Raw genomic sequence first — 26284 nt, forward strand, 5'->3', positions numbered from 1 at the left:
GTGACGAAGCGCCTGCGCCTGGCGGTCGCGACGAGCCTCATGGCGCTCGTGCTCAGCAGCTGCTCCGTGTTCAGCTCCATGGCCACGCCCGACCCGCGGGATGACGTCCCGACGCTCGAGGTCGCCTGGAGAGTCGAGGGCGAGGTGCCCATCATCCCCTTCGACGGCGCGGGAACGCCCGAGAGCACGAGCGCGACCTCCGGAGACCGGTACTTCGCGACGTATCACGGCGACGGCATGACCTCCGGGGTGCAGGCCGTCGACCTCACCTCGGGCGAGACGCTCTGGAAGACCGGGACGAACCTGCTGTGCGGCCTGTCCGAGCCGTCCGCATCGGGCATCCTGGTCGCCTGGCAGAGCAGCCAGCGCGAGGGATCGGACTGCGACGCCGTCACGGCCCTGTCGGCCGACACGGGCGAGACGCTGTGGACGCAGCAGGTCGAGGACCCGGTGCACCGCGGCGGCCTCGGCCCGAAGAGCGTGGCGGCGACCGATCGCACGGTGACCGTGCCGACCGCCTGCGGGATCCTCCGGCTCGACGCCGCCACGGGCGAGGAGCTCGGGCGCCTGCCGGATTCCCCCTGCGGCGACGAGCTGGCATCCGGGACGGGCGCGATCACCACCGGCGAGCTCATCATCGTGCCCGGAGCGGAGGCCCTCACCGCCTTCGACGCGGCCTCCGGGGAGGAGGTCTGGCGCACGCCCGGCACCGCGCTCGAGATCGACGAGGTGCGCTCGCACGATCCGCTCGTGCTCGACATGACCGTCGACGGCGTCCCCGGCATCCGGGAGGTCGACGTCTCGACCGGCGAGATCGGACCGCTGATCGGCCGCCCCCTGCCGAGGATCCATTCCGGGGACTTCCCCATCGCCCAGCCCGGCGGGGACGAGATCGTGGGGAGCTACGAGAACCTGATCGGGGGGATCGACGGCACCTACGGGTCGAGCCTGCGGGCGTGGGACCGTGCGAGCGGCGAGGAGACCTTCGTCTGGCACACCGCGGGCGACGAGCTGATCGGCGTCGACGAGACGGGCGCCTACCTCGGCCGCACGATCGACACCGACTCGCGCGGCGGCTACGCCTACTGGGTGATGCACCGTCCGCCCGGGGGAGAGGTCGAGTCGGTGGGCTGGATCGACGACCAGGTGCTCGAGTTCATGAAGGTCGATGATCTGCTGCTCGTGCACGGATGGGCGGATCCCGGGGACGACTCGGGCCTGCAGGGCGCGATCACGACGGCGTACCGGCTGCCGGAGCAGGGCACCGAGGTCGAGCCTCCCGCGCCGAAGTCGGCGGCCGCGCCGATCGCCTGGGCCGATGACGATGTCCGCACGGATCCCACGGTCGACCTGTGCGCGCAGGTGGCGCCGGAGACCCTCCGCGAGCTCGGGATCGGCGACGCCGCCGACCGCCCCGCCCCGCTCGGCTGCGCGTGGGAGGGTGGAGGCGTCTACCTCTCTGCGGGGGCGACGGCCTTCGCCCCGGGGACGACGGATCCCGTGACCGGCGAGGAGGGCGAGCGACGTTCGGGCGCCGAACGGGCACGGACCGCTTTCGAGGGGCTGCGCTCCGACGGCGCCTATTCCGAGGTCGCCGGGCTCGGGGACGAGGCGATCGTGGTGACCTCCGAGACCGTCGGGGCGCCGGCGCACGACGAGCTCCGCACTCCTCCCGTGTCCTCCGCCGCCGTCGAGCTCGTCGTGCGCGAGGGGAATCTTGTCGTCGCCATCAGCGTCGGCAGCGGCGAGACGCCGTCGATGTTCACCTCGCCCCCGGAGAGCCTGCTCCCGGTCTCCGGCGCCCGGCTGGAGCAGATCGCGATCCGGGCGGCGGACGACGTCCTCGTCGCCGCGGGCGCGGGCCCGCTCGATGCCCCGGCCGTCGAGGGCCCGACCGGCGTGCCCGACGTGTGCGGGACGATCACGGTCGAGGGCCTCGACGCGGCGCCGGACGCGCTCGCCTCGGGCACGGATCCGCGCGTCTCCGCCTGCCTGTGGCAGGGGGACGACGAGGTCGCCCGCAGCGGGTTCGTCTATGCGGCGGCGTACGAGGCCGGGCCGGGGCCGCTCAGCGGCATGACGGCCGCCGACCGTGCCGCGGCGGTGTACGGCACGTCCCGGGGGGAGCCGCTGCAGATCGACGGCGCCGACGAGGCGCATCTCGAGCTCTCGCCCCGCTCCTGGCAGGGCTCCGCGCGCGTCGTCGCGCGGTCGGGCGATGTCGTCGTCATCGCCCAGGTGCGCACGGAGGAGGACGAGGACACCCCCGATGCCGAGGACCGCGCGCTCGAGCATTCGAGGGCCGAGGCCACGCGCATCGCCGAGGAGCTCCTCGCGGCCCGGTAGCGGCCCCGGACGGCGGCGCGGGACCTGCGCGGGAGGGACGCTCCAGGACGGTCCGCGATAATGGGAGGGTCGAGATGTCGCACCCGCGGCGAGACCCATGCCCGGAGGTTGCCCCTCATGTCCACGCCCCCCGCCCCGCCGGCCGGTCCGCTCGCCCCGGCGCCGATCACCGTGATGCTCGTCGACGACCACGAGGTGGTCCGTCGCGGAATCGTCGCCGTGATCGAGGCCCAGGAGGACCTGCAGGTGGTCGGCGAGGCCGGAACCGTCGCGGAGGCGATCCGCCGTCTGCCGGCGGTGCGTCCCGATGTCCTGGTCGTGGACCTGCAGCTTCCCGACGGCACGGGCATCGACGTCATGCGCCGCGCCCGGGAGCTGGACCCCGACCAGGTGGTCCTCGTGCTGACCAGCTTCGACGACGACTCCGCCGTCACCGAGTCCCGCGAGGCCGGGGCCCGCGGCATGATGCTGAAGTCCGCGCGCAGCCAGGACATCGTCGAGGGCGTGCTCGCCGTCCGCGCGGGGCGCTCCATCTGGCCAGCCGGCCACGAGGAGGAGGGGCCGGAGCTGTCCGCCTCGGACCGCCGCATCGTCACCCTCATCGGCGACGGGCACTCCAACCGGGAGATCGCCGACCGCCTCGGCGTGGCCGAGAAGACCGTCAAGAACCGCGTCACCGTCATCCTGCAGACCCTCGGATTCCAGCGCCGCACCCAGGTCGCGGCAATGGAGGCCGCGCGCCGCCGCGCCGGCTGGCGGTGAGGCGTCCGTGCCCCGCCCGAGGCGGGATCCCGATCTCCGAGATGCCCCGTCGATGAGGGGGCCGGACGTCGACCGCCGCGCCTACTCGTGAGGTCGTGCCGGCGGAGCGGACTGAGCAGCGAAACAGGCGGCAGATCGGGCTGCTGCGCGTTCCAGGGGGCCACGGCCGAGGAAGGCGGCCCAGGCCAGGCAGGCGATGGCGAGGCCGAGGACGAGAAGCAGACAGGCGAGATTGCTGCTGAGAGAGCCCGCAGGTCCTGTCAGGGCCAGGATCACGAGAGCATGCAGGGTGTACGCGGTCAGAGGCATCGCACCGATCGCGGCGACGGGCAGGAGCACCCATCGGATCGGCCTCGAGAGCAGGAGGGACACGCCGATGACGAACAGTGCGAACCCGCCCGATGTGAAGGTCTCCAGCACGGAGCCGGAGTGCGGCGCCGAGGATGTCACGGAGACGACGAGCATCTCGAACGGTCGCATCTCCGCGAGCCGATCGGGGTAGGTGCTCCAGCCCATGTCCTCGTCCCAGGAGTACGAGAACGAGCTGCTCCCGGTGCCCCATGCCTGGCCGTACCCCTCGGGTTCGCAGTACACGCTGGGGTCGTACGGTGCAGGGGGATAGCAGAGCAGTCCCGTCCCGTCGACGTCCTCGAAGGGCACCATGGGCTCCGCGTCCTCGAAGGATGAGGAGCCGCTGGAGCTGGCGTATCCCGACGAGAACTCCGGGACCAGGAATCCCAGCGCGGAGCCGAGCGCCGCACCGCAGATGGTGCCGGCGATGGCGAGGGTCGCGCCGATCGCCGTGATCAGGCCCGCGACCCGGGGCTGCGTGAGCGGGAGCCGCCCCAGCGCCATGCCGACCAGCATGAGGGGCGCCCAGGTCGTGAATCGGTAGACGCCGACCATCAGGAGGCTGCTGCCGGCTCCATAGGCTCCCAGGGAGAGAGCCTCGAGAAGAGCGACCAGCACGGGGCCGAACAGCGCGAGGGGTATCGCGCACAGGATCAGACGTGACGGCCGCAGCCGCAGCACCGGGATGGCCGCGACGTACATCAGACCGTAGAACGTGAGGATCACGACGATGCCCACGCCGGTCATCTCGAGTGCCAGGCCGACCGCGAAGATCGCCGCCCCGCGGCCCACGAGCGACAACCGCAGCCGGGGCAGGTCCTCGGGCCGGGGGATCCGTTCACGACCGGTGAGCAGCGCGATGGAGATGCCGGCGAGGACGGCGAACAGGATCGAGGAGTTGCCGTGCACGATGGTGAGATAGGAGAGCGGCGAGCTCCAGCGGAAGGGCGGGATGTCGCCGAGATGGGCTGTCACCATGCCGAGGACGGCGAGCCCTCGGGCGATGTCCAGACCGTTCAGGCGAGGCGGGGACACCAGACGGCCCAGGCGTGCGCGGGGACCGGGCGTGAAGGGTGCCGCGGGAGCAAGCGCGGCGGCGGAAGGTGAGGTCACTCCCGGATAGTAGACGGCCCCGATCGCCCGCGAGGTCGGTGCGACCGGCCTCGACACGAGCGGGACGTCCGATCTGCCGGTGGCGTTCCTCCGGCGTCGCCGTCCCGCAGGCGGTCCGGTGGGCCGCGAAGACTCGCGCGATGGCCGCGGCGCTGCGCGCCCAGGGCCTCGACCACATCTCGATCACCGCCTACGCCTCTGACGGGGTGACCGTCGTCGGCACCTGGACGGGGATGTCCCTCTGACGCGAGACGCCACCGATGCCGTGCCCGCGTCGGCGCTCACCGCGCCGGCAGGGTGACCCGCCAGTTGATCATCGTCCCCTGCTCGAGCTCGAGCGCATCCACCCAGCCGGAGTGGCGGCGTGCCCGGCTGGCCATGTTCGCCAGGCCGCTGCGGCGCGAGACCGCGGGGTCGATGCCGCGGCCGTTGTCGGAGACGCTGACCTGCAGCACCCGGTCCACGCCCTCCCAGAACATCGTGATGTTCACGGCGACGGCGCTCGCGTGGGCGTGCCGGGCGGCGTTGGCGAGGCATTCACGGACGACGGCGACGACGTCCTCGGCGACATCTGCCTCGACCTCGGCGTCCAGATCCGCCGGCGGGGAGGGCAGGCGCAGCGTGGGGGCGAAGCCCAGCCCGGCCGTGGCCAGGCCCGCCTCGTGGCGCAGCCGCTCGCTGAGGGTGGCCTCGGGGCGTTCGCGGCGCAGCGACTGCACCACCTGACGGATCTGCGCGACCGCGTTCTCGACGCCCCGCACCGAGGCCTCGACGCTGCCGCGCACGCGGGCGTCGGACGGGGCGGCGACCTCGGTGGCCAGCGCGCCGGTCAGGGATTCCAGCTCCATGCCGACCGCGAACAGCTCCTGGATGGCGAGGTCATGGAGGTCCCGGGCGATCCTGCCGCGCTCGTCCTCGAGGGACTCGCCGCCCGCGGCGCCGATGCCGTCCAGGCACAGCCCCAGCAGCATGGCGAGGGCGTCCAGACGCTCGCGGCAGTCCACCCGCAGCGGCACCCCGCAGGCGGGGGAGAACACGATGAGCGCGCCGATGCCGTGGCTCCCGCCGCTGACCAGCGACAGCGCCGCAGGGATGGTGCGCCGGCCGTCGCCCGTGTCCTGGCCGATCCCGCCGTCGCCGGAGACGGCACCGCCGACGGCCGCACCGACCGCCCGGGCGTCGAGGCGGATCGCGGCGATGTGCTCGGAGGCGGGAGCATCGGCCGTGGCCAGCGCCCTGCCCAGCGGGGAGGAGCGCTCGATCTCCTGGCCCAGGAGATAGGGGCCCAGCGCCCCGGTGACGATCTCGTAGGCCCAGCGACCCGTGTCCGCGGGCAGCACGAGCGCGGCCGAGACGGCTCCCAGGTCCTCGGCGGCCTCGTCGACCAGGAGCGCGAGGGCGTCCTCGACCTCCTCGGCGGCCAGCACCTTCACCGAGAGGTCCTGCAGACGGGCGCGGTCCGGGCTGAGACCGCGCGGCTCCGGGGCGGACAGCGGGATGCTCATGCGTCGCCGCCCGGGCGCCCCGGCGTCAGGGTCCATCGGCCGTCGGGCTCGAGGTCGAGCACGGCGGCGCCGGGCGGGATCCGGTCGCGGCGGTGGGTCACGACCACCACCGTATGCTCCCGCGGCAGCAGCGGACCGCCCGGCGCACCCGGATCCAGCAGCCGGGTCAGCAGGGCGTCGCCGCGGGCCGCGTCGAGGTGCTCGGTGGGCTCGTCCAGCAGGGAGATCGGGGCGCCGCGCACCAGGGCGCGGGCCAGCAGCAGCCGGCGGCGCTCCCCGCCGGAGACGGTCGTGCCGTCCGGGCCGAGCATGGTGTCCAGCCCGGCCGGCAGCGCGTCGACCCAGTCCTCGAGCCCGACCTCGGCCAGCGCCTGCCGGATCTCGGCGTCCGTGACCTGGCCGCGGGCCACCCGCAGGTTCTCCCGTACGGTGGTGGCGAAGACATGGGCGTCCTCTGCGAAGAGGATCACCTCGCCGTCGTGCGGATCCGGCCGGTGGGCCGCGGCGGCGACCGGACCAGCGGTCGGCCCGGCAGTCGGCCCAGCGGTCGGCCCGGCGACCGGACCGGACTCGGGGTCGGGGCGCGCCGGCTCCAGGGCCACGCTCCCGCGCAGGGGCTCGAGCAGCCCCGCGAGCGTCATGAGCAGCGTGGACTTGCCGATGCCGGAGGCGCCGGTGATCGCCAGGCGCGTCCCGGGCGCGAGCTCGAGGTCCAGACCGCGCACCCCGCGGCCCTCCGCGGACCAGCCGGCGTCCAGGCCCCGGGCTCGGAGGGCGGGCACGGCCCGGCCCGCTGCCGCGGCGTCGGTGCCGGCGTCGCGCCCGGCTCCGGGCTCCGCCGCGGGGGTCCGGGTCGCGTCGGCGTCCTGCGGGCCGATGGCCTCGACCAGGCGGGCGGCGGCGGCACGGGAGCGGGCGCGCTGCGCGGCGGCCGCGGGCAGGGCGGTGGCCGCCTCGAAGCTCGACAGCGGCAGCAGCAGGAGGATGCCGATGGTCCCGGCGCTCGCCGCACCCTGCAGCCACACGGCCCCGGCGGCGAGGAGGGAGCCGAGCACGGCGGGGATCATCGCCAGCGGCACGGCCGCCGCGGCGATCGCCGCGGGCCAGGCGGCCCGGTCGACGGCCCGGTCGTGGTCGCGCTGCGCCGCGGCCAGGTCGGCCTCGGCGGCATCGAGACGGCCGGCCACCCGCAGTGCGGTGGCGTCGTCGAGGATCTCGAGCGCGGCGGAGACCACCGCGGACCGCGTCTCCAGCACCGCCGCCTGCGTGGCGCCTGCCGCCCGGTGCGCCGTCCAGGGGGCGAGGCAGGTCGCGATCAGCAGGGAGAGCAGCATCGTCCCGGCGGCGAGCAGGGACAGCGGGCCGATGGTCGCCAGCACCGCGAGGGCCATCACCGCGGCGACCGCGGCGGGGACCACCGCGGTGATGACGTGGTCGGCCATCTCCTGCGCGTCATCGCCGAGGCGGGCCAGCAGGTCGCCGCGGCGCAGGCGGCTGATCGCGTCGGCGGGACGGGAGGCCAGGCGCGTGAACAGGCCGGTGCGCAGCTCGACCACGCCCCGCAGGGCGACGTCGTGGGTGAGCATGCGGTCCGCCCAGCGCAGCACGCCGCGGCTGACGCCGAGGGCGCGCACGCCGACGACGGCGACCGTCAGGTCCAGCACGGGCGGCATCGTCCATGCCGTCGTGACCAGCCAGGCGGAGACCGCCGCGAGGGCGAAGGCGGCGCCGAGGGTCGCGGCGGAGGCGATCACCGCGGCGAGCAGACGGGTGCGGGGGATCCGCAGCAGCGGCAGGATCCGTGCGAGCGGTGCGGTGCTCATGCGGCGGCCTCCTCGGTGCTGTCCGCAGTCCCCCGGGCGTGCACCGCGACGACGGCGTCGGCCCGGGCGAGGAGCGTCTCGCGGTGGGCGATCACCAGGACGGTGCGGCCCGCGGCGCGGAAGGCGTCCAGGGCGTCGAGGACCACCTGCTCGCTCGCGCCGTCGAGGTGGGCGGTCGGCTCGTCGAGGACGACCAGCTGGGCGGGGGAGAGCAGCGCCCGGGCCAGGGCCAGGCGCTGGCGCTCGCCGAGGGACAGCCCGGCCCCGGCCCGGCCCACGGGCGCATCCTCGCCGCGCAGGGCGATCACCGCGTCCAGGCCGGTCGCGCGGGCGGCATCCGCGATCGCGCGCTGCGCGGCGCCGGGGGAACCGGCGGTGCCGGCGGCGGGGGCGGGCAGGGCGGCGGCGAGCACCTCCCGGATGCTCCCGGGCGGCAGCACGGGCCGCTGGGGGAGGTAGGCGACCTGGCGCCACAGGCTCGCCCGGTCGATCTGCTCCAGGGGGATCGGCGTCCCGCCGGAGGGCACGATCTCGACGCCGCCGGCGTCGGGGCGCAGCAGCCCCAGGAGCACGTGGGCGAGGGTCGTCTTCCCGGCGCCGCTGGGACCGGTCAGGGCGGTGATCCGGCCGGGCTCGAGGGCGATGGCGGCCGCGTGGGGCGCCGTGCCGGTGCGGGAGGCGACGCTCACCGCTTCGGCCCGCAGGATGCTGCTGCGCAGGTCCGGGGCGGGCACGTCCCCGGGGGCGGGCAGCGGCTCGTCGAGGACCGCGAAGGCGGCATCGGCCGCGGCCAGCCCGTCGGTGGAGGCGTGGTACTGCTGGCCCACGGCCCGCAGCGGCAGGTAGACCTCGGGGGCCAGGACGAGGATCGCGAGCGCCGGGGCGAGGTCCATCTGCCCGTACACCAGGCGCAGTCCGATGCTCACGGCGATCAGCGCCACGCACAGCGTCGCCAGCAGCTCGAGCACCATCGCGGACAGGAAGGCGTAGCGCAGGGAGCCCATCGCCGAGGCGTGGTGGCGCCGCCCGAGCTCGCGGACGGAGCGCTCCGGCCCGCGCTCGCGGCCGAGGGCGACGAGCGTGGGCAGTCCCTCGACGAGATCCAGCAGCTGGGTCCACAGCGATCGCATGTCCGCGAGCAGCCTCGCGGAGCGGCCCTCGGTGAGCCGGCCGACGAGGATCATGAACACGGGCACCAGCGGCAGCGTCACCGCGGCGATGATCGCGCTGGTGAGGTCGAGGACCCCGATGACCACCAGGCACAGCGGGGTGAGCGTCGCCGCCAGCAGCAGCTGGGGGACATATCCCACGAGGTACGGGCGCAGCCGCTCCAGCCCGGTGGTGGCCAGGGCCGTGACGTCCGCGCCGCGCCCCGCCCCGGCGCGCGGGCCGCGCCGGGCGGCGTGGCCCACCACCCGGGCGCGCAGCTCGGCGATGGCGCGCGTGGCGGCCCGGTGCCCCGTGCGCTGCTGGACGAGGACGGCTCCGGCCCGGACCGCGAGGGCCGCGGCGAGCAGGACCAGCAGGCGGGGGGAGGCCGCCGGCGGGACCCTGTCCTCGAGCAGATCGCTGCCGAGCCGGGCGAGGGCCAGCGCCGTGACGATCACGCAGGCGGACTGCACGAGCCCCAGCACGGTCGAGAGGACCAGGTGGGAGCGGGCGGCCCGCACCTGCGAGGCCAGGCGCGGATCGATCGGCCCGCGGCGCGTGCCCGGGCGCGTCCCGGTCCGGCTCATTCCTGCTCGAAGGCGTCGCGGTAGCGCCGGCGCAGGCCGGCCACGGCGGCGGTGCCGGGCATCGGCCCCTCGTCCCCGGAGATGCGGTGCCGGAACACCCAGTACGACCAGGCCTGGTACGCGATGACCAGGGGGAGCAGGATCGCGGTGACGACGGTCATCACCAGCAGGGTGTGCTCGCTGGAGGAGGCGTTGGCGACGGTCAGCGACAGGGCCGGGTCGTTCGCCGCGGGAAGGACGCTCGGGAACAGTCCGGCGAACAGCTGCACGGTCGCGGCGGCGATGGCCACCGCGGTGGCGGCGAAGGCGAGCCGCTCGCGGCCGGCCCGCACCGCCGGCAGCACCGCGCCGAGCGCGAGCGCGGCGACCAGGAGCGCCGCCCAGGTCACCGCAGTGCCCGAATGGGCGAGCTGGTGCCACAGCAGGTAGGCGCCGCCCGCGAGGAGCACGGGCACGGCGAGGACCGCCGCCAGGCGGCGGGCATCGGCCCGGATCGCGCCCTCGGTGCGCAGGGTCAGGTACAGGGTGCCGTGCAGCCAGAACAGCAGCACGAACACGAGCCCGCCGAGCAGGGCGAAGGGGTTCAGCAGCTCGCCCAGGGTGCTGGTCACCCAGCGGTTCTCGTCCAGCTGCACACCGGCGGCGATGTTGGAGAAGGCCACGCCCCACAGCAGGGCCGGGGCGGTCCCGCACAGCACGTGCAGCACGTCCCAGGCGCCGCGCCAGGCGGCGTCCTCGCGCTTGTCGCGGTACTTGAAGGCGCACACCCGCACGATCAGCGCCACCAGGATCGCCAGCAGCGGCAGGTAGAAGCCGCTGAACAGGGTGGCGTACCACTCGGGGAAGGCCGCGAACATGGCGGCCCCGCCGGCGATCAGCCACACCTCGTTGCCGTCCCAGAGCGGGCCGATGGTGCGCAGCATGGTGGAGCGGCGCGAGGAGCTGCCGCGGCCGAGCGCGAGCAGGTCCATCTCCACCCCGAAGTCGAAGCCCTCCAGCACGAAGTAGCCCAGGAACATGAGGCCGATGAGGCAGAACCAGAGGATCTGCAGGCCGGTCGGGTCGGTGAATGCGTCCATGGCGGGGTCCTTCCTCAGTAGCCGAACGAGAGGGTCGGGGTGTCGAGCTCGTCGGTGCTCTCGTCCCGGCGGGGCAGGGGGATGCCCGCGAGGGCGGCGCGCCGCATGAGGTGGAACCACACCACGGCGAGGATCCCGTAGAGCACGGTGAACACGAGCAGCGAGGTGATGACCATCGCGGACGGGTGGTTGGAGACCCCCTGCATGGTCATCAGGCGGATCGTGGGGTCATCGGGGTTGGGGACCACGACCCACGGCTGCCGGCCGATCTCGGTGAACACCCAGCCGGCGATGTTGGCGAGGAACGGCATGGGGATCGCGAGCACCGCGAACCAGGCGAAGGCCGTCGATCCGGTGGTGCGGGCGGCCTCCCCGCGACCGCGGGTGATCCACAGCGCCCACAGGGCGAGCACCGCGCTGAACATGGCCAGGCCGATCATGAGGCGGAAGGACCAGTAGGTGACGAACAGGTTGGGACGGTAGTCGGCCTCGTGGACGGTGCCGTGCACGTCCGTGACGCTCTCGCCGAACTGCTCCTTGTACTGGGCGTTGAGGTCGTCCACGCCCTGCAGCTCCGCGTCGAAGGTGTGCGTGGCCAGGAAGGAGGTGAGGTTGGGGATCTCGATGAGGTGGGTGACGCTCGAGCAGTCCTGGGCGAAGGCGTCCGGGCCGCCGATGGTGAGCACCGAGAAGGGGGCGCCCTCCTGGGTCTCGCACAGCGCCTCGGCCGAGGCCATCTTCATCGGCTGCTGCTGGAACATGATCTGCGCCTGCGTGTCGCCGGTGATCGCGAGCAGCGCCCCGGAGATGAGCATCGCCACCACGCCCAGGCGCAGGGCGGGGCGGAAGACGGTGCGGGCCTGCCGCTCGTGGGCGGCACCGTCGGCCGTCTCCAGCCCCTCCTGCCGGGCACGGTTGTGGTGGCGCACCATGTGCCAGGCCGCGACCCCGGTGACGAAGGCGGCGGCGACCAGCCAGGCGCCGGCGATCACGTGCGGGAAGGCGGCCAGGGCGGTGACGTTGGTGAGCACCGCCCACAGCGAGCCCTGGGAGGGATCGAGCTCCGCGCGCCCCGTCTCGGGGTTGAGCATCGCGCCGACGGGATGCTGCATGAACGAGTTGGCGGCGATGATGAAGTAGGCCGACAGGGTCGTGCCGAGGGCCACCATCCAGATGCACGCCAGGTGCACGCGGGCCGGGATCCTGCCCCAGCCGAAGATCCACAGGCCCAGGAAGACGGACTCGAGGAAGAAGGCGGCCAGCCCCTCGAGGGCCAGCGGGGCCCCGAAGACGTCGCCGACGAACCGCGCGTACTCCGACCAGTTCATCCCGAACTGGAACTCCTGCACGATGCCGGTGGCGATGCCGATCCCGAAGTTCACGATCAGCAGGGAGCCGAAGAACTTCGTGAGCCGCGTCCACGCGTCCGCGCGCTCGACGTCCCGGGAGCGGTGCGCCGCGGTCTGCATGACGGCGACCAGCAGCGAGAGCCCGATCGTGAGCGGGACGAAGATGAAGTGGTAGACGGTGGTGATGCCGAACTGCCACCGTGCCAGGTCCAGGGCTTCCACGAGGCCTCCTCCAAGGTTCTGGGCGCTGGGACGACCGTACGACCGCGCACCGGGACGGGGAGGGGACGAAGGTCCCGGGGCGACCGGGACGCACAGGACCCGGCCCTCAGCGTAACGCCGCTCACACCGCCGCCGGGGCGGTCCGACCCCGCCCCCGGGGCCCGCCCCGGGGGCGCGGGCGGGCCGGCGCCGGGCGGGGGTCGAGGGGCGGCGGTGCGACGTGCCTGCGCCGGAGAACGGGTGCTGTGCGATACTGTCGACAGCGCTCCTCCGCCCCGTACCGGGCAGAGGAACCTCCCGGCGTTGTCCCGCCGAGCACCGGCTGCGCGTCCTACGCGACCGAGGTGGCTTCGAGCAGACAGCATCGCTGCGCTCCCTGATTCCGGGGAGCAGCGCGACGGCGAGGGCAGACGACTTCCGTCCCCAGGGACGATGACACGCGGACGCAGGGTGCGCTGGGTTTCGCAGAAGGAGCAGCCCCCATGGCTGAGGACACCCGCACGCCCGACGATTCGTCGTCGCCCACCGAGAACGACAGCACCGAGGCACCGCGCCGCCGGACCCGCCGCCGCGCCGGAGCGCCGGCCGGAGCGCCCGCAGCGACGGCCGCCCCCGCGGAGGACGCCCCCCGCACCCCGCTCACGAGCGTCCCCGAGCACGCCGCCGCCGTCGTCGAGACGCCCGCCGCACCGGCCCGCACCAAGCGCCGCCGCGCCGGCGCCCCCGCCGGTCCGCCTGTGCTGGAGGAGAAGCCGGCCCAGGCCCCCGCCGAGCAGGCCGCGCCGGCCGAGGACGCGCCGGCCGAGGACGCGCCCGCCGCGGACGTCCCGGCCGCTCCCGAGGCCTCCGCCCCTGCACCGGCCGAGGACGAGACCGCCGCCCCCGGGACCGACGAGGACGCCGCCGCGGACGAGGACGCCGCGGACGAGGACGCGCCGGCCGAGGACGCGCAGGACGGCGGCGCCCCGGCTCCCGCCGAGGAGCCCGCCCCCCGCGCCGACGGCGGCATCGCTGCGGACCTCGAGGCCCTGGCCACCGCCCGGGGCGCCGCCGGCTCGTCGCGCGGCGCGGACACCGACCGCCGCGCCCAGGCGCAGATCGACTTCGCCTCCCTGCTCTTCCAGGCGCCCACCCCGGTGGCGCCCCGCACCACCGTCGGCGCCCAGGACGCGCCGGTGGGCTCCACCGACATCGCCTTCGGCGCCCCGGAGGCCGGCGAGGACGCCCGCGAGGACGAGGACGACACCTCGGCCGACGGCGCCGCCTCCTCCCCGGCCGCGGACGAGGACGACGAGGGCTCGGCGAGCCGTCGCCGCCGCCGTCGCGGAGGCCGCGGCCGTCGCGGTCGCGGGCGCCAGGACGAGGAGGAGACCGAGGACTCCGAGGAGGAGGCCGCCCCCTCGCGCCGCTCCCGCCGCCGTCAGGAGAGCACCTCCTCGCGCGAGTCGGAGAAGGCCCCCGAGACCGCGGCCGACGAGGACGCCGCCGGTGCCTCCGAGGATTCCGAGGACCGCAAGGACGAGTCCGGGGAGGAGGCGCAGAGCGGCTCCAGCTCCCGCCGTCGCCGTCGTCGCCGCCGCTCGGGCAGCTCCTCCTCCACGGGGGACGCCGCCTCCTCGGACGACCCGCCCAACACCGTGGTCAAGGTGCGCGAGGCCCGCGACGAGGTCAAGTCCGTCAAGGGCTCCACGCGCCTGGAGGCCAAGAAGCAGCGTCGGCGCGAGGGCCGCGACAACGGCCGCCGCCGCACCGTGATCACCGAGGCCGAGTTCCTGGCGCGCCGCGAGTCCGTCAAGCGCTCGATGGTGGTGCGCGAGCGCTCCGGCCGGGTGCAGATCGCCGTGCTCGAGGACGACATCCTCGTCGAGCACTACGTCGCCCAGAAGTCGCAGACCTCGATGGTCGGCAACGTGGTCCTCGGCAAGGTGCAGAACGTGCTGCCGTCCATGGAGGCCGCCTTCGTCGACATCGGCAAGGGCCGCAACGCCGTGCTGTACGCCGGCGAGGTCAACTGGGACGCCGCGGGCCTGGAGGGCCAGCCGCGTCGCATCGAGCTCGCCCTCAAGAGCGGCGACCCCGTGCTGGTGCAGGTCACCAAGGACCCCATCGGCCACAAGGGTGCGCGCCTGACGAGCCAGATCTCTCTGCCCGGCCGCTATGTCGTGTTCGTCCCGGGCGGCTCGATGACGGGCATCTCCCGCAAGCTGCCCGACAACGAGCGCACGCGCCTGAAGAAGATCATGCGCCAGGTCATCCCCGAGGACGCGGGCGTCATCGTGCGCACCGCCGCCGAGGGCGCCAGCGAGGAGGAGCTCACCCGCGACGTCGAGCGCCTGCGCGCCCAGTGGGCGAAGATCCAGAAGGCCCAGAAGTCCAAGAGCGCCCCCGCCGCGCTGTCGACCGAGCCGGACCTGGCCATCAAGGTCGTGCGCGACGTGTTCAACGAGGACTTCACCTCGCTCATCGTCCAGGGGGAGCGCACCTACGAGGAGGTCCACGAGTACGTCTCCTCGGTGGCGCCGGACCTCCTGGAGCGCCTGACCAAGCACGTCGGCGACAAGGACGTGTTCGCCAAGCACCGCATCGACGAGCAGCTGCTCAAGGCCATGGACCGCAAGGTCTACCTGCCCTCGGGCGGGTCCCTGGTGATCGACCGCACCGAGGCCATGACCGTGGTCGACGTGAACACCGGCAAGTTCACCGGCTCGGGCGGCTCCCTCGAGGAGACCGTGACCCGCAACAACCTCGAGGCGGCCGAGGAGATCGTCCGCCAGCTGCGCCTGCGGGACATCGGCGGCATCATCGTCATCGACTTCATCGACATGGTGCTCGAGGCCAACCGCGACCTCGTGCTGCGCCGCATGGTCGAGTGCCTGGGCCGCGACCGCACCAAGCACCAGGTCGCCGAGGTCACCTCGCTGGGCCTGGTGCAGATGACCCGCAAGCGCGTCAGCCAGGGACTGGTGGAGACCTTCTCGACCACCTGCGAGGCCTGCAACGGCCGCGGCGTGACCATCGACATCGACGGCGGCCACGACCACGCGCCCGCCGCCGAGCGCAGCGAGGACGAGTCGTCCTCCTCCCGCTCGGGACGCAAGGGGCGCAAGTCCCGCGGCGGCTCCGCGAAGGATGCCGTGAGCGACCTGGTCGAGGAGCGCTCCGCCGATGTGCACCGCCTCGAGGAGGACGAGAGCTCCCGGGCCCTCGCCCGGGCGACCATCGCCTCGATCGCGGCGGCCACCACCGGTCACGCGCACCCGGAGGTCGTCGTCGACGGCCAGGTGATCAGCATCGGGGATGCGGGCCGGAGCGCCTCCGAGGAGGCCGACGCCCCGGCGACGGCGAAGCCCGCGGACGGATCGGCCGCGGACTCGGCAGACGCCGCGGCGGAGGCCCCCGCCGCGGACGCGCCGGCGCCCGACGCCGCCGAGGGCTCCGCGGAGGCCGAGCAGACGGAGAAGCCGGCGGAGGAGCCGGCGAAGAAGTCCTCGCGCGCCCCCCGCACGTCCCGCAGCCGTCGCCGCACCCGCAGCAGCGCGGCCTCGGCCGCCGAGGAGACGGCGGGGGAGGCGGCCCCGGCCGCCGAGCAGCCCGCTGCCGCCGAGCAGCCTGCTGCCGCCGAGCAGCCCGCCGCCTCGGCGCAGGAGTCGCCGGAGCCCGCCTCCGACGCCTCCCCGGCGCCCGATGCCGCTCCGGCCTCGGATGCGGCTCCGGCGCCGGATCCCGCCCCGGAGGAGTCGGCCCCTGCCGGCGCCTCGGAGGGGGATCCCGCGTCCTGAGGGGCGCGACCATCTCCACCGGCGGCCCGCGCGTGATGCGTTCCACAGCTCTGGAGCGCATCTGCGCTGGTCGCGGGGGGTTTGATGGTTGACCCGGGGGTTGCGGAGATCGTAAGCTGTCCCCTGGCGCACTTCGGCGCCGCAGTCGTGTTCGTCGCTCCGGCTACGCGCGACCGCCCCTCCCGCCCGGCCTGATCCCCATCGGGCAGGGCGCGGTCGACGGTCGCTGGTCCGCGGGCCTTCGACGGAACCAGACATATTCGCATTGAACGAGATGGAGCATTGACGTGGTGTACGCAATCGTCCGCGCAGGCGGTCGTCAGGAGAAGGTGTCGGTCGGCGACACCATCGTGATCAACCGTGTGGCCGGCGAGGCGGGCGACAGCGTTCAGTTCGCTCCCGTCCTCCTGGTCGACGGCGACAAGGTCACCTCCTCGCAGGAGGAGCTCGAGAAGGTCACCGTGACCGGCGAGATCGTGGAGGCCCTCCGCGGCCCCAAGGTCCGCATCCTCAAGTACAAGAACAAGACCGGCTACAAGAAGCGCCAGGGCCACCGTCAGGAACTGACCCGGCTCACCATCACGGGCATCGCCTGAGCGCGATCCCCACCCGGCGACAACGAGACGGAAGAAGGTACCGACATGGCACATAAGAAGGGCGCAAGCTCCTCGAAGAACGGCCGCGACTCCAACGCGCAGCGCCTCGGCGTGAAGCGCTTCGGCGGCCAGGAGGTCGGCGCGGGCGAGATCCTCATCCGCCAGCGCGGCACCCGCATCCACCCCGGTGACGGCGTGGGTCGCGGCAACGACGACACCCTGTTCGCCCTCACCGCGGGCGTCGTGGAGTTCGGTCGCAAGCGCGACCGCCGCGTCGTCAACGTGGTCGCCGGAGCCTGATCCGGCACGGCCCCGGGCGACCGGGGCGGCGAGCACACCCAGACAAGGGGCGGAGCCGACGGCTCCGCCCCTTGTCGTCGTCGCGGCGGGACCCCCGTCGCGCATAGCATCACACCATCCCGATCCCAGGAGGAGAGCCCATGGTCTCGTTCGTCGACCGCGTCGTGCTGAGCGTGAAGGCCGGCGACGGCGGACACGGCGCCGCCTCGATCCGGAGGGAGAAGTTCAAGCCCCTGGCCGGTCCCGACGGCGCCAACGGAGGGCGCGGCGGGGACGTGATCCTCGAGGTCGACGCCTCCACCACGACGCTGCTCAGCTACCACCACAAGCCGCACCAGAAGGCTCCCTCCGGGGACTTCGGCAAGGGCGATCTCCGTCACGGGGCGCGCGGCGAGGACCTCGTCCTGCCCGTGCCGGACGGCACGGTCGTCCATGCCGAGGACGGCACGGTGCTCGCGGACCTCGTGGGCATCGGCTCGCGCTTCGTGGCCGCCCGCGGCGGCCAGGGCGGACTGGGCAACGCGGCGCTCGCCTCGAGCAAGCGAAAGGCCCCCGGCTTCGCGCTGCTCGGCGAGCCCGGGCAGGAGCGTCGGCTGATCCTCGAGCTCAAGTCCGTCGCGGACGTGGCCCTGGTCGGCTACCCCAGCGCCGGCAAGAGCTCGCTCATCGCGGCGATGAGCGCGGCCCGCCCGAAGATCGCGGACTATCCGTTCACCACCTTGGTGCCGAACCTCGGCGTGGTCGAGGCGGGGGAGTTCCGCTACACCATCGCCGACGTCCCCGGCCTGATCCCGGGGGCGAGCGAGGGCAAGGGCCTGGGCCTGGACTTCCTGCGCCACATCGAGCGCTGCCATGTGATCGTGCACGTGCTGGACGCGGCGACCCTGGAGTCCGATCGCGACCCGCTCGGGGATCTGCGCACCATCGAGGCGGAGCTCGCGGCCTACGCCGACGGGCTGGACGCCGACGCCGGGGCCCGCGTCCCGCTGCTCGAGCGCCCGACGGTGATCGTGCTGAACAAGACGGACCTGCCCGACGGCTCGGACATGGCCGAGCTGGTGCGGGACTCCCTGGGCGAGCGCGGCGTGCCCGTGCTCGAGGTCAGCGCCGTCTCCCGCAAGGGCCTGCGCGAGCTCTCCTTCGAGCTGGGTCGTCTGGTGGAGCAGGCGCGCGCCGCCCTGCCCGAGCCGACCCTCGCCCCCATCGTGCTGACCCCCGAGGCGCAGGACTCCGCCGGCTTCCGGGTGGTCACCGAGCAGTACGACGGCGCGACCGCGTACCGCGTGATCGGCGACAAGCCCGAGCGCTGGGTGCGCCAGACCCAGTTCTCCAACGACGAGGCCGTCGGCTACCTCGCCGACCGCCTGGCCCGCCTGGGCGTGGAGGAGGAGCTCTACCGCGCCGGGGCCGTCGCCGGGGACACCGTCCTCATCGGGCCGGGCCAGGACGCCGTGGTCTTCGACTGGGAGCCGACCATGATGGGCGGCGCCGAGCTGCTGGGCCGTCGCGGCACGGACCGGCGCATGGAGGACCACCATCGGCCCACCCGCGAGCAGAAGCGCGAGGACCAGAAGGCCCGCACCGCGGCCCGGCTCGGGCGCATCGCCGCCATGGAGGAGGAGCGCCGTTCCGGCCACTGGACCGACCCTGCGGCCGCCGATCCGGCTGTGACCTCCGTCTCCGATCCGGCAGGGGAATTCCCACGTGGTGAGATCTCGGAGGACCAGAACGCGGAACAGCGCGAGGATGGCTGACCAGCCGTGACCCTGCGGCGCCACGGTGCCGGCTCCCCATCCGGCTCCGTCCAGCGACAGCGGAGAGGACGCCCCCTCAGTGACCGAATCCGACTTCACCACCCGTCTGCCTGCCCGACTGACCACCCGTGAGAGCATCACCAGCGCCCGGCGCATCGTCATCAAGATCGGCTCCTCGTCCCTGACCGAGCCCTCGGGCCGCCTGGACGTCGAGCGGGTCCACTCCCTGGCCGATGACGTCGTCACGCTCACCCGGCGCGGATGCGACGTCGTGCTGGTCAGCTCGGGAGCGATCGCTGCGGCGCTCGGCGTGCTGCGGCTGCCCGGCCGTCCCACCGACACCGCCGTGCAGCAGGCCGCCGCGAGCGTGGGCCAGGCGATCCTGGCGCGGGCCTGGTCGCGCGCCTTCGAGCGGCACGGCCGCATCACCGGCCAGGTCCTGCTCACCGAATCGGACGTGATCCGCTCGGAGACCTACCGCAACGTGCGCAGCTCCCTCGAGGCGCTGATGGATCTCGGGGTGATCCCCGTGGTCAACGAGAACGACGCCACCGCCACCCATGAGATCCGCTTCGGCGACAACGACCGCCTCGCCGCGCTCGTCTCCCAGCTGATCGGCGCGGACCTGCTCGTCCTGCTCACCGACGTCGACGCGCTGTACACCGCTCCGCCCAAGGAGCCGGGCGCCCAGCGCATCGACGTGGTCGCCGACGCCTCCTCGCTCGAGGGCGTCTCGGTCGGCTCGGTCGGCTCCCGGGTCGGCACCGGCGGGATGGTCACGAAGCTCGCCGCGGCCCAGCACGCCGCCACCACGGGGACGGCCACGATCCTGACCTCGGCCGCGAACGCGCGGTCCGTGCTCGACGGAGCGGACCAGGGCACCTTCTTCCCGGCCCATCGCGGCCGCCGGCGCTCCCGCCTGGTGTGGCTGCGCTTCGCCACCCGCGGGGCCGGCACCATCCAGGTCGACGAGGGCGCCGCCGCCGCGCTGCGCACCCGCCGCCGCTCCCTGCTCGCCGTCGGCATCGTCGGCGTCGACGGGACCTTCCCGGCCGGGGTGCCGGTGGATGTCGCCGGTCCGGACGGGGAGGTCATCGTGCGCGGACTGGTGGCCTTCTCGAGCGAGGAGATCACCCCGATGATGGGTCTGACCACGGGATCCGTGCGGCGCACCCTGGGGGAGCGGTACGCCCGCCCGGTGATCCACCGCGACGACCTCGTGCTGCTGTGAGGGGACATGCAGCGCGAGATGCCCACGACGCCGAGCGCCGCAGCTCCTACACTCGAGGGATGAGCATCCAGGAGCAGACCCCGGTGACCGATCCTCAGACCGATACCGCGACCGCCCCGGAACCCACCGCCCCGCAGGGGGTGCGCGAGGCGGTGCTCGCCGCGGCATCCGCCGCGCGGGACGCCCAGCCGGCCCTCGCCCGGCTGACCCGCGACCGCAAGGACGCCGTCCTGCTGGCGATGGCCGAGGCGCTCGTCGCCCGGGCCGACGAGATCGTCACCGCGAACGCCCGTGACATCGAGGCGGCCGATGCCGCCGGCATCGAGGCGGGGCTGCGCGACCGGCTGCTGCTGACGCCCGAGCGCGTGGGGAGCATCGCCCAGCAGCTGCGGGACGCGGCGGCCCTGCCCGACCCGGTCGGCGAGGTGGTCCGCGGCTCGATCCTGCGCAACGGCCTCGAGCTGCGGCAGATGCGCGTCCCGCTCGGCGTGATCGGCATGGTCTACGAGGCCCGCCCGAACGTCACGGTCGATGCCGCCGGTCTCGCCCTGAAGTCCGGCAACGCCGTGGTGCTGCGGGGCGGCTCGGCCGCCCTGCACTCGAACACGGCCCTCATCGCCGTGCTGCGCTCCGTGCTGGCCGAGCAGGGCCTGCCCGAGGACCTCGTGATCGGCATCGACGAGCACGGCCGGGACGGCGTGGGCGTGCTCATGACCGCCCGCGGTCTGGTCGACGTGCTGATCCCGCGCGGCGGCGCCGGGCTGATCGCCCGGGTCGTCGAGAACTCGACCGTGCCCGTGATCGAGACGGGGACCGGCAACACGCACATCCTCGTCGACGCGAGCGCCGACCTCGAGGCCGCCGCGGACATCGTGGTCAACGCCAAGACCCATCGCATCGGCGTGTGCAACGCGCTGGAGACCCTGCTGGTGCATCGCGGCGTCGCCGAGCGCGCGCTCCCGCTGCTGGCCGAGCGCCTCGCCGCGAAGGACGTCACCCTCCACGCCGACGACACCGCCCAGGAGATCCTCGCCGCGGCGGGCACGGCCGCGCGCGTGGTCCCGGCGACCTCGCAGGACTGGGAGACGGAGTACCTCTCCCTCGACCTCGCCGTGAAGGTCGTCGAGGATTTCGACGAGGCGCTGGCGCACATCCGCGCCCACTCCACCGGGCACACCGAGTCGATCCTCACCCGCGACCTGGAGAGCCAGCGCCGCTTCCTCGCCGAGGTCGACTCGGCGGTGGTGATGGCCAACGCCTCCACCCGGTTCAGCGACGGCGGCGAGTTCGGCTTCGGCGCGGAGATCGGCATCTCGACCCAGAAGCTCCATGCCCGCGGCCCGATGGGCCTTCCCGAGATGACCACCACCAAGTGGATCGTGGTCGGACAGGGGCACGTGCGCCCCTGAGCGGGACGGGCGCGCAGGCCGTGCGGCACTGAGACGCCCCGCACGGCCTGCGCGTGGCAGGCATCGCCTGCGCTGCGGCTATGGGATGATGGTGTGGTCCATCGTCGAAAGGCCCCACCCCATGATCGATCAGCTCCTGATCCTCGCCGAGAACGGCTCGCACTCCACGGAGGGCATTCCGCCGTACCTGGTCGGGGGCGGTTTCTTCATCGTCCTCATGTGCCTGCTCGGAATCACGTTCCTCTTCAGCGGGCTGAACCAGCCGCGCCGCCGGGAGGACGCCGCGGAGCACGGCGCCGAGCACCACGGGGCCTCGTCGACCGAGCGCCGCACCCGCTGAACCCGATGGAGGCTCGGCGGCGACGCATCGGCGTGATGGGCGGGACCTTCGATCCCATCCACCACGGCCATCTCGTCGCAGCCAGCGAGGTGCAGAGCGTCTTCGGGCTGGACGAGGTCATCTTCGTCCCGACCGGCCGGCCCTGGCAGAAGTCGGACCGCCGCATCTCCGATCCCGAGCACCGCTACCTCATGACCGTCGTCGCCACGGCCGCGAACCCCGTGTTCACGGTCTCCCGCGTGGACGTGGACCGTCCCGGGGCGACCTACACGATCGACACCCTGCGCGACCTGTCCCAGCTCCACCCCGACGCGGACCTGTTCTTCATCACCGGGGCCGATGCCCTCCAGTCCATCCTCACCTGGAAGGACACCCAGGAGATCTTCGAGCTGGCGCACTTCGTCGGGGTCACGCGCCCCGAGCACGAGCTGGAGACCGACGGCCTGCCCGCGGATCGGGTCACCCTGATCGAGGTCCCCGCCATGGCGATCAGCTCGACGGACCTGCGCTCCCGCGTCGCCGGCGGCGCGCCGGTGTGGTACCTGGTTCCCGACGGCGTGGTCCAATACATCAACAAGTACGCCCTCTACACAGGAGGTGACGGCGTTGACCGAGAGCACTGATGCGCCCACGTCGCGCCCGCACGGTCGGCGAGCTCGCCGGCTGTCTCCCGAGGAGGCGGCGGAGCTCGCGGCGCGCGCGGCGCAGGAGTCGGTGGACCAGACCGGCCCCATCCCGCCGCTGCGCGGCGCCGTGCCGAGCCCTCCGGCCGATGCTCCCGCGCCCAAGCTGCGCAAGTTCGGACGCCGCGCCCGCGTCGTGGAGATCACCGATGCCCCCGACGAGGTCGAGGTCACGGGGGAGAGCCAGGCCGTCGAGGACGCTCCTGCCGCCCCGGCGGAGGACACCGTCGCGCTCGCGCCCGTCCCCGACGGGTCGGAGCCGGCTCCCGATGCCGACGGCGACACCGCCGAGCGCCCCGCCCCCGGGGCCGCCCCGGGCGTCGGCGAGGCCCCGACGAGCCTCTGGGTCGAGCCGCCCACCGATGTGCTGACGGCGGTCCCCGACGAGGACGCGCCCGGTCCGCGGGCCACCGAGCGACCGGTCGTCGCCGGCGCCGTGCTGACCACGACGCAGGCCCCCGCCGCGGCGGGCGCCGGCATGGCGGGCTCCGGGGCGGGAGCCGGCACGGCGACCGCGCCGGCGGCTGCGGCGGCCCCGGCCGCCGCCTCCCGCGGCACCGCCACCGCGACCGTGACGCGGATGCCCGCGCGCGACGCCGACGGCGTGGAGCTCGGGGAGATGACCGTCAGCGAGGCCCCGGACCCGCGTCCCGCCCCGCGCTTCGACGGGCGGGTGCTGCACCGTCCCGAGCGCAAGGGATCCAGCCGCGTGCTGTGGATCGTCTGGGCCCTGATCGCCCTTGCCGTCCTCACCCTGGTGATCCTCCTGGTCACCGGCGTGATCGGCGGTGACACCGGCGCCCTGGCCGGTGTCGAGGACACGGTGGCGGCACTCCTTGCCGGCTCCGGAACCGACTACGCACCCTGGAGGGGTACGCCCGCGTGAGCGCTTACGAGGAATCGATCGACCTGGCCCGCGTCGCCGCACAGGCCGCCGCCGACAAGCTCGCCGAGGAGGTGATCGGTCTCGACGTCTCCGAGCAGCTCGCGATCACCGACATCTTCCTGGTGGCCTCGGGCACCTCCGAGCGCCAGGTGTCCGGCATCGTGGACGGCATCGAGGAGGAGCTGCTCAAGCAGCGTCGCCGCAAGCCGCTGCGCCGCGAGGGCGAGCGCGACGCCCGCTGGGTCCTGCTGGACTACGGGGACATCGTCGTGCACGTCCAGCACGCCGAGGACCGCGCCTTCTACGCGCTCGAGCGGCTGTGGCGCGACGCCCCCGTCGTGGACCTCCAGATCGACTCCCGGGAGCCGGGCTCCGAGGGCACCGGCGAGGCCTCCGCGTGACCCGTCCCTCCGCGGCGGCCGAGGCGACCCGGCTCATCCTGGCCCGCCACGGGCAGACGGACCACAACAAGGCCCTGAAGCTCCAGGGCCAGGTCGACATCCCCCTGAACGCCCTGGGGCGCAGCCAAGCGCAGGCGCTCGGGCGCGCCCTCGAGCCCGTCGCCCCGGACGTCATCATCGCCTCGCCGCTGAGCCGGGCCCTCGCCACGGCCCAGGCGGTGGCGGACCGCACCGGCCGCACCGTCCGCACCGACGCGGCGTTCCTCGAGCGCAGCTTCGGGCAGTGGGAGGGGCTCACCCGGGAGGAGATCCAGGCCGAGTGGCCCGAGCTCTACGTCGAGTGGATCTCCCAGCGCCCCGTGCTGGGCGCCGATGTGGAGGCGCGCACGGCCGTCGCGCAGCGCGTCGCCGACGCCTGCCGCCGCCTCGCGGTCGAGCACGCCGGCTCCACGGTGCTCGTGGTCGCCCACGGCGCCGCCATCACCCTGGGGATCACCGGACTGCTGGGTCTGGACCCCGAAGGGTTCCGCGGCATCGGCGGGCTCGAGAACTGCCACCGCAGCACCCTCGAGGTCCGTGTCCAGGCGGGGGAGGCCGGGGCGATGAGGTTGCTGTCACACAACCTGCCTCCCGATTTCACCTGAGGCCAGGGGCGTTGTAATCTAGATGAGTCGCCACGGCGAGGGGCTCGGAAGAGTCGCGAAGCCGAGGAGACACCCACTACGGGGCTATGGCGCAGTTGGTAGCGCGCTTCCATGGCATGGAAGAGGTCAGGGGTTCGAATCCCCTTAGCTCCACTCGAGAAACCGTGAGACAGTGACTCGTCAGAAGGGCCCCGCCGGACGGCGGGGCCCTTCTGCTGTCCCGGGCCGCGCGCGGACCAGGAACAGCGGCGCGGCGAGCGCGATCACGATCCCTCCGACCACGAGCGCGGCACCGGTGGACGCGCCGGCGGCGATGAGCCCCAGCACCACGGTGCCGATCGAGCCCGCCGGCTGCATCGCCATCGAGGCCAGGGACAGCACGGTCGCGCGGTGGGCGGAGTCGACCTCCTGGTGCAGGAGGGCCTCGTAGGCCACACCGGCCGCCATGTGCACGGCGTAGGTGGCGAGGAAGCCTGCGAGGAGCCCGACCGGGCCCCACGCCAGTCCCATCGCGATCACGAAGGCGCCCTGGGCCAGGCGCAGGGCCACGGAGATCCGCACCAGACCCCATCGGCGCACCGCGGCCGGGACGGCGGCGGCGCCGAGGGCCGCGACGCCCCACGCCGCGGCGACCACCGGGCCGAGGATCGCGGCGGCGAGGTCGCGGTCCCCGAGCAGCTCCGCCAGGCGCACGGGCATGTAGGTCTCGAAGGCGACCATCCCGAAGCCCCAGAAGATCTCCACCGCGATCAGGGCGCGCAGCACCCGGGAGCCGGCGAGCAGCCGGACGCCGTCGCGCACCGCCTGCGCGGCGTGCACGGCGCCGGCCGCCCTCCGGCGCGGCTCGTGCATGAGCAGGGCGGTCGCCACGATCTGCGCGATCACCAGGCCCGATGCGGCCAGGAAGGGGAACACCAGCGCGGTCCCGGGGCCTCCCGGGGACCAGGCGACGAGGCCGGCGGACAGCAGCGAGCCTCCCGCGATCGACACCCCGACCGCTCCGCTGGCCCCGCCGAGCCCCCGCGTCACGGCGTCGGCGCGCCGCTCCGGGGGGAGGGTCGAATGGATCTCGTCCACGAACCAGGCGTTCAGGGCGCCGCTGTCCAGGGCGCGGAACACGCCGGAGAGGGCGGCGGCGAGCGCGAGCAGGAGGGGCGTGGCGGCCACGGCGAACACCCCGTACGAGGCGAGCGCGAGGACCGCCGAGGCCACGAAGAGCGGCCGTCGCCCCCAGGTGTCGGCCAGGGCGCCCATCGGCAGCTCGAGGCAGAGCACGACGATGCCCTGGACGGCGAGGGCCGCGCCCATCTCGGCCACGCTCATGCCCCGCTGCAGGGGGAGGAGGGCCATCACCGGGATCACCAGGCCGGTGGGCAGCCAGCGCAGGGCGGTCAGCAGCCGGAAGCGGGCGGCGAGCGTCATGTCCGCGGGAGGGAGAGCACGTGCATCGTCACCGCCTGCGATCCGTCCCGGTCCCGATAGCGCTCGATGAGCGCGGAGATCTCGTCCTGGAGCTCGCGGAGGTCCTCCGGGTCCAGGGAGAGCAGGTAGTCGCTGTGGCCGAGCCCCGGGGCCCCGGGGTCCTCGTGCCAGGCCTCGAGCCCGTCGCGCAGCAGCTGGAGCTGGCGCTCGCGCACCCGGTCCAGGGCCGCGCGGCCTCCGGGGAGCGCGGACAGGGAGTCGGGCAGGACGGTCATGTCGTGCACGGCGCGCCAGCGCCGCTCGCGACCCGTCCGCCGTTCGAGCTCGTCGGCGACGAACCCGTACCGCGCGAGCTGACGCAGATGGTACGAGGTCGAGCCGCTGGACTCGCCGACGGCGCGGGCGAGCTCGGAGGCGGTGGCGGGACCGTCCGAGCGCAGCAGGCCGAGCAGGCGCAGGCGCAGGGGATGGCTGATGGCCTTGAGGGTGTCGACGTCCTCGACGACGAAGCGGGTCGTGGGCATGGCGCGACCCTACAGTGCAAAGAAGTGTT

21 protein-coding genes and 1 tRNA gene are annotated in these 26284 nt (G+C 73.9%); 14 read left to right on the forward strand and 8 right to left on the reverse strand.

Annotated features, from left to right (window positions below):
• Both BF93_RS00675 and BF93_RS00680 read left to right on the forward strand, forming a co-directional pair.
• Window positions 1–2346 carry an outer membrane protein assembly factor BamB family protein gene (locus BF93_RS00675; protein ID WP_198025315.1) on the forward strand — a complete coding sequence of 782 codons (2346 nt, stop codon included), beginning with the start codon at window positions 1–3 and terminating at the stop codon, window positions 2344–2346.
• A 117-nt stretch (window positions 2347–2463) separates the two neighbouring features.
• A complete protein-coding gene (locus BF93_RS00680) occupies window positions 2464–3108 on the forward strand; it encodes a response regulator transcription factor (RefSeq protein ID WP_084148152.1) in 645 nt (214 codons plus the stop codon).
• 81 nt (window positions 3109–3189) lie between these two features.
• Here the strand turns inward: BF93_RS00680 and BF93_RS00685 are convergent, their stop codons facing one another.
• The 6 genes from BF93_RS00685 to BF93_RS00710 all read right to left on the reverse strand — a co-directional run bounded on the left by BF93_RS00685 (window position 3190) and on the right by BF93_RS00710 (window position 12286).
• On the reverse strand, window positions 3190–4572 hold the full coding sequence (locus BF93_RS00685; RefSeq protein WP_156954002.1) for a heparan-alpha-glucosaminide N-acetyltransferase domain-containing protein: 1383 nt from the start codon (window positions 4570–4572) through the stop codon (window positions 3190–3192).
• A 281-nt stretch (window positions 4573–4853) separates the two neighbouring features.
• On the reverse strand, window positions 4854–6077 hold the full coding sequence (locus tag BF93_RS00690) for a sensor histidine kinase (RefSeq protein ID WP_051486351.1): 1224 nt from the start codon (window positions 6075–6077) through the stop codon (window positions 4854–4856).
• Entirely contained in the window at window positions 6074–7900 is a 1827-nt protein-coding gene (locus BF93_RS00695; RefSeq protein ID WP_051486352.1) for an amino acid ABC transporter ATP-binding/permease protein, read from the reverse strand. Before BF93_RS00695 ends, BF93_RS00690 begins: the two co-directional genes overlap by 4 nt.
• Window positions 7897–9636, reverse strand: a complete 1740-nt coding sequence (gene cydD, locus BF93_RS00700) for a thiol reductant ABC exporter subunit CydD (RefSeq protein ID WP_051486353.1) — start codon at window positions 9634–9636, stop codon at window positions 7897–7899. The genes BF93_RS00695 and cydD overlap by 4 nt, the downstream gene beginning before the upstream one ends.
• Complete coding sequence (gene cydB / locus BF93_RS00705; protein ID WP_038370027.1) at window positions 9633–10715, reverse strand: cytochrome d ubiquinol oxidase subunit II; 1083 nt, start codon at window positions 10713–10715, stop codon at window positions 9633–9635. The genes cydD and cydB overlap by 4 nt, the downstream gene beginning before the upstream one ends.
• Window positions 10716–10729: 14 nt before the next feature.
• Window positions 10730–12286, reverse strand: coding sequence for a cytochrome ubiquinol oxidase subunit I (locus BF93_RS00710; protein WP_038370028.1), 1557 nt, complete (start codon window positions 12284–12286; stop codon window positions 10730–10732).
• Between the two features lie 482 nt (window positions 12287–12768).
• Here BF93_RS00710 and BF93_RS00715 point away from each other — a divergent pair, with 482 nt between their 5' ends.
• The 12 genes from BF93_RS00715 (at window position 12769) to BF93_RS00780 (ending at window position 24462) form a co-directional block, all read left to right on the forward strand.
• The gene (locus BF93_RS00715; protein WP_084148153.1) at window positions 12769–16065 is read left to right on the forward strand and encodes an Rne/Rng family ribonuclease; all 3297 of its coding nucleotides are present in this window, start codon (window positions 12769–12771) and stop codon (window positions 16063–16065) included.
• 287 nt (window positions 16066–16352) lie between these two features.
• Window positions 16353–16661 (forward strand): 50S ribosomal protein L21, encoded by a 309-nt coding sequence (rplU, locus tag BF93_RS00725; protein ID WP_038370029.1) that lies wholly within the window; start codon window positions 16353–16355, stop codon window positions 16659–16661.
• Between the two features lie 45 nt (window positions 16662–16706).
• Entirely contained in the window at window positions 16707–16961 is a 255-nt protein-coding gene (gene rpmA / locus BF93_RS00730; RefSeq protein ID WP_038370030.1) for a 50S ribosomal protein L27, read from the forward strand.
• A gap of 140 nt (window positions 16962–17101) precedes the next feature.
• Window positions 17102–18715, forward strand: a complete 1614-nt coding sequence (gene obgE / locus BF93_RS00735) for a GTPase ObgE (RefSeq protein WP_084148154.1) — start codon at window positions 17102–17104, stop codon at window positions 18713–18715.
• Window positions 18716–18794: 79 nt separating this feature from the next.
• Window positions 18795–19946 carry a glutamate 5-kinase gene (gene proB / locus BF93_RS00740; RefSeq protein ID WP_198025316.1) on the forward strand — a complete coding sequence of 384 codons (1152 nt, stop codon included), beginning with the start codon at window positions 18795–18797 and terminating at the stop codon, window positions 19944–19946.
• A gap of 59 nt (window positions 19947–20005) precedes the next feature.
• Entirely contained in the window at window positions 20006–21355 is a 1350-nt protein-coding gene (locus BF93_RS00745; protein WP_084148155.1) for a glutamate-5-semialdehyde dehydrogenase, read from the forward strand.
• 121 nt (window positions 21356–21476) lie between these two features.
• Window positions 21477–21695, forward strand: coding sequence for a hypothetical protein (locus BF93_RS00750; RefSeq protein WP_051486354.1), 219 nt, complete (start codon window positions 21477–21479; stop codon window positions 21693–21695).
• Between the two features lie 5 nt (window positions 21696–21700).
• Window positions 21701–22318 carry a nicotinate-nucleotide adenylyltransferase gene (gene nadD / locus BF93_RS00755; protein WP_084148156.1) on the forward strand — a complete coding sequence of 206 codons (618 nt, stop codon included), beginning with the start codon at window positions 21701–21703 and terminating at the stop codon, window positions 22316–22318.
• Window positions 22302–23264 carry a hypothetical protein gene (locus tag BF93_RS19685; RefSeq protein WP_198025317.1) on the forward strand — a complete coding sequence of 321 codons (963 nt, stop codon included), beginning with the start codon at window positions 22302–22304 and terminating at the stop codon, window positions 23262–23264. Before nadD ends, BF93_RS19685 begins: the two co-directional genes overlap by 17 nt.
• Window positions 23261–23665, forward strand: a complete 405-nt coding sequence (gene rsfS, locus BF93_RS00770) for a ribosome silencing factor (RefSeq protein WP_038370032.1) — start codon at window positions 23261–23263, stop codon at window positions 23663–23665. Before BF93_RS19685 ends, rsfS begins: the two co-directional genes overlap by 4 nt.
• A complete protein-coding gene (locus BF93_RS00775; RefSeq protein WP_051486355.1) occupies window positions 23662–24309 on the forward strand; it encodes a histidine phosphatase family protein in 648 nt (215 codons plus the stop codon). Before rsfS ends, BF93_RS00775 begins: the two co-directional genes overlap by 4 nt.
• An 80-nt stretch (window positions 24310–24389) precedes the next feature.
• Window positions 24390–24462 (forward strand) — tRNA-Ala (locus BF93_RS00780).
• Between the two features lie 27 nt (window positions 24463–24489).
• Here BF93_RS00780 and BF93_RS00785 read toward each other — a convergent pair.
• Window positions 24490–25731: an MFS transporter gene (locus BF93_RS00785; protein ID WP_038370033.1), complete on the reverse strand. Its 1242-nt coding sequence runs from the start codon at window positions 25729–25731 to the stop codon at window positions 24490–24492.
• Window positions 25728–26255, reverse strand: a complete 528-nt coding sequence (locus tag BF93_RS00790; RefSeq protein WP_038370034.1) for a winged helix-turn-helix domain-containing protein — start codon at window positions 26253–26255, stop codon at window positions 25728–25730. The genes BF93_RS00785 and BF93_RS00790 overlap by 4 nt, the downstream gene beginning before the upstream one ends.
• Window positions 26256–26284: the final 29 nt, after the last annotated feature.

The sequence above is a fragment of the Brachybacterium phenoliresistens genome, from assembly GCF_000576425.1.
Lineage (GTDB): Bacteria > Actinomycetota > Actinomycetes > Actinomycetales > Dermabacteraceae > Brachybacterium > Brachybacterium phenoliresistens.

What these genes read in the sequence shown, in the direction of transcription:
- BF93_RS00680 (WP_084148152.1), top strand. Translation starts at nt 2,464, where the DNA reads ATGTCCACGCCCCCCGCCCCGCCGGCCGGTCCGCTCGCCCCGGCGCCG.
- BF93_RS00690 (WP_051486351.1), bottom strand. Translation starts at nt 6,077, where the DNA reads ATGAGCATCCCGCTGTCCGCCCCGGAGCCGCGCGGTCTCAGCCCGGAC.
- BF93_RS00695 (WP_051486352.1), bottom strand. Translation starts at nt 7,900, where the DNA reads ATGAGCACCGCACCGCTCGCACGGATCCTGCCGCTGCTGCGGATCCCC.
- cydD (WP_051486353.1), bottom strand. Translation starts at nt 9,636, where the DNA reads ATGAGCCGGACCGGGACGCGCCCGGGCACGCGCCGCGGGCCGATCGAT.
- cydB (WP_038370027.1), bottom strand. Translation starts at nt 10,715, where the DNA reads ATGGACGCATTCACCGACCCGACCGGCCTGCAGATCCTCTGGTTCTGC.
- BF93_RS00715 (WP_084148153.1), top strand. Translation starts at nt 12,769, where the DNA reads ATGGCTGAGGACACCCGCACGCCCGACGATTCGTCGTCGCCCACCGAG.
- rpmA (WP_038370030.1), top strand. Translation starts at nt 16,707, where the DNA reads ATGGCACATAAGAAGGGCGCAAGCTCCTCGAAGAACGGCCGCGACTCC.
- obgE (WP_084148154.1), top strand. Translation starts at nt 17,102, where the DNA reads ATGGTCTCGTTCGTCGACCGCGTCGTGCTGAGCGTGAAGGCCGGCGAC.
- BF93_RS00745 (WP_084148155.1), top strand. Translation starts at nt 20,006, where the DNA reads ATGAGCATCCAGGAGCAGACCCCGGTGACCGATCCTCAGACCGATACC.
- BF93_RS00750 (WP_051486354.1), top strand. Translation starts at nt 21,477, where the DNA reads ATGATCGATCAGCTCCTGATCCTCGCCGAGAACGGCTCGCACTCCACG.
- nadD (WP_084148156.1), top strand. Translation starts at nt 21,701, where the DNA reads ATGGAGGCTCGGCGGCGACGCATCGGCGTGATGGGCGGGACCTTCGAT.
- BF93_RS00785 (WP_038370033.1), bottom strand. Translation starts at nt 25,731, where the DNA reads ATGACGCTCGCCGCCCGCTTCCGGCTGCTGACCGCCCTGCGCTGGCTG.
- BF93_RS00790 (WP_038370034.1), bottom strand. Translation starts at nt 26,255, where the DNA reads ATGCCCACGACCCGCTTCGTCGTCGAGGACGTCGACACCCTCAAGGCC.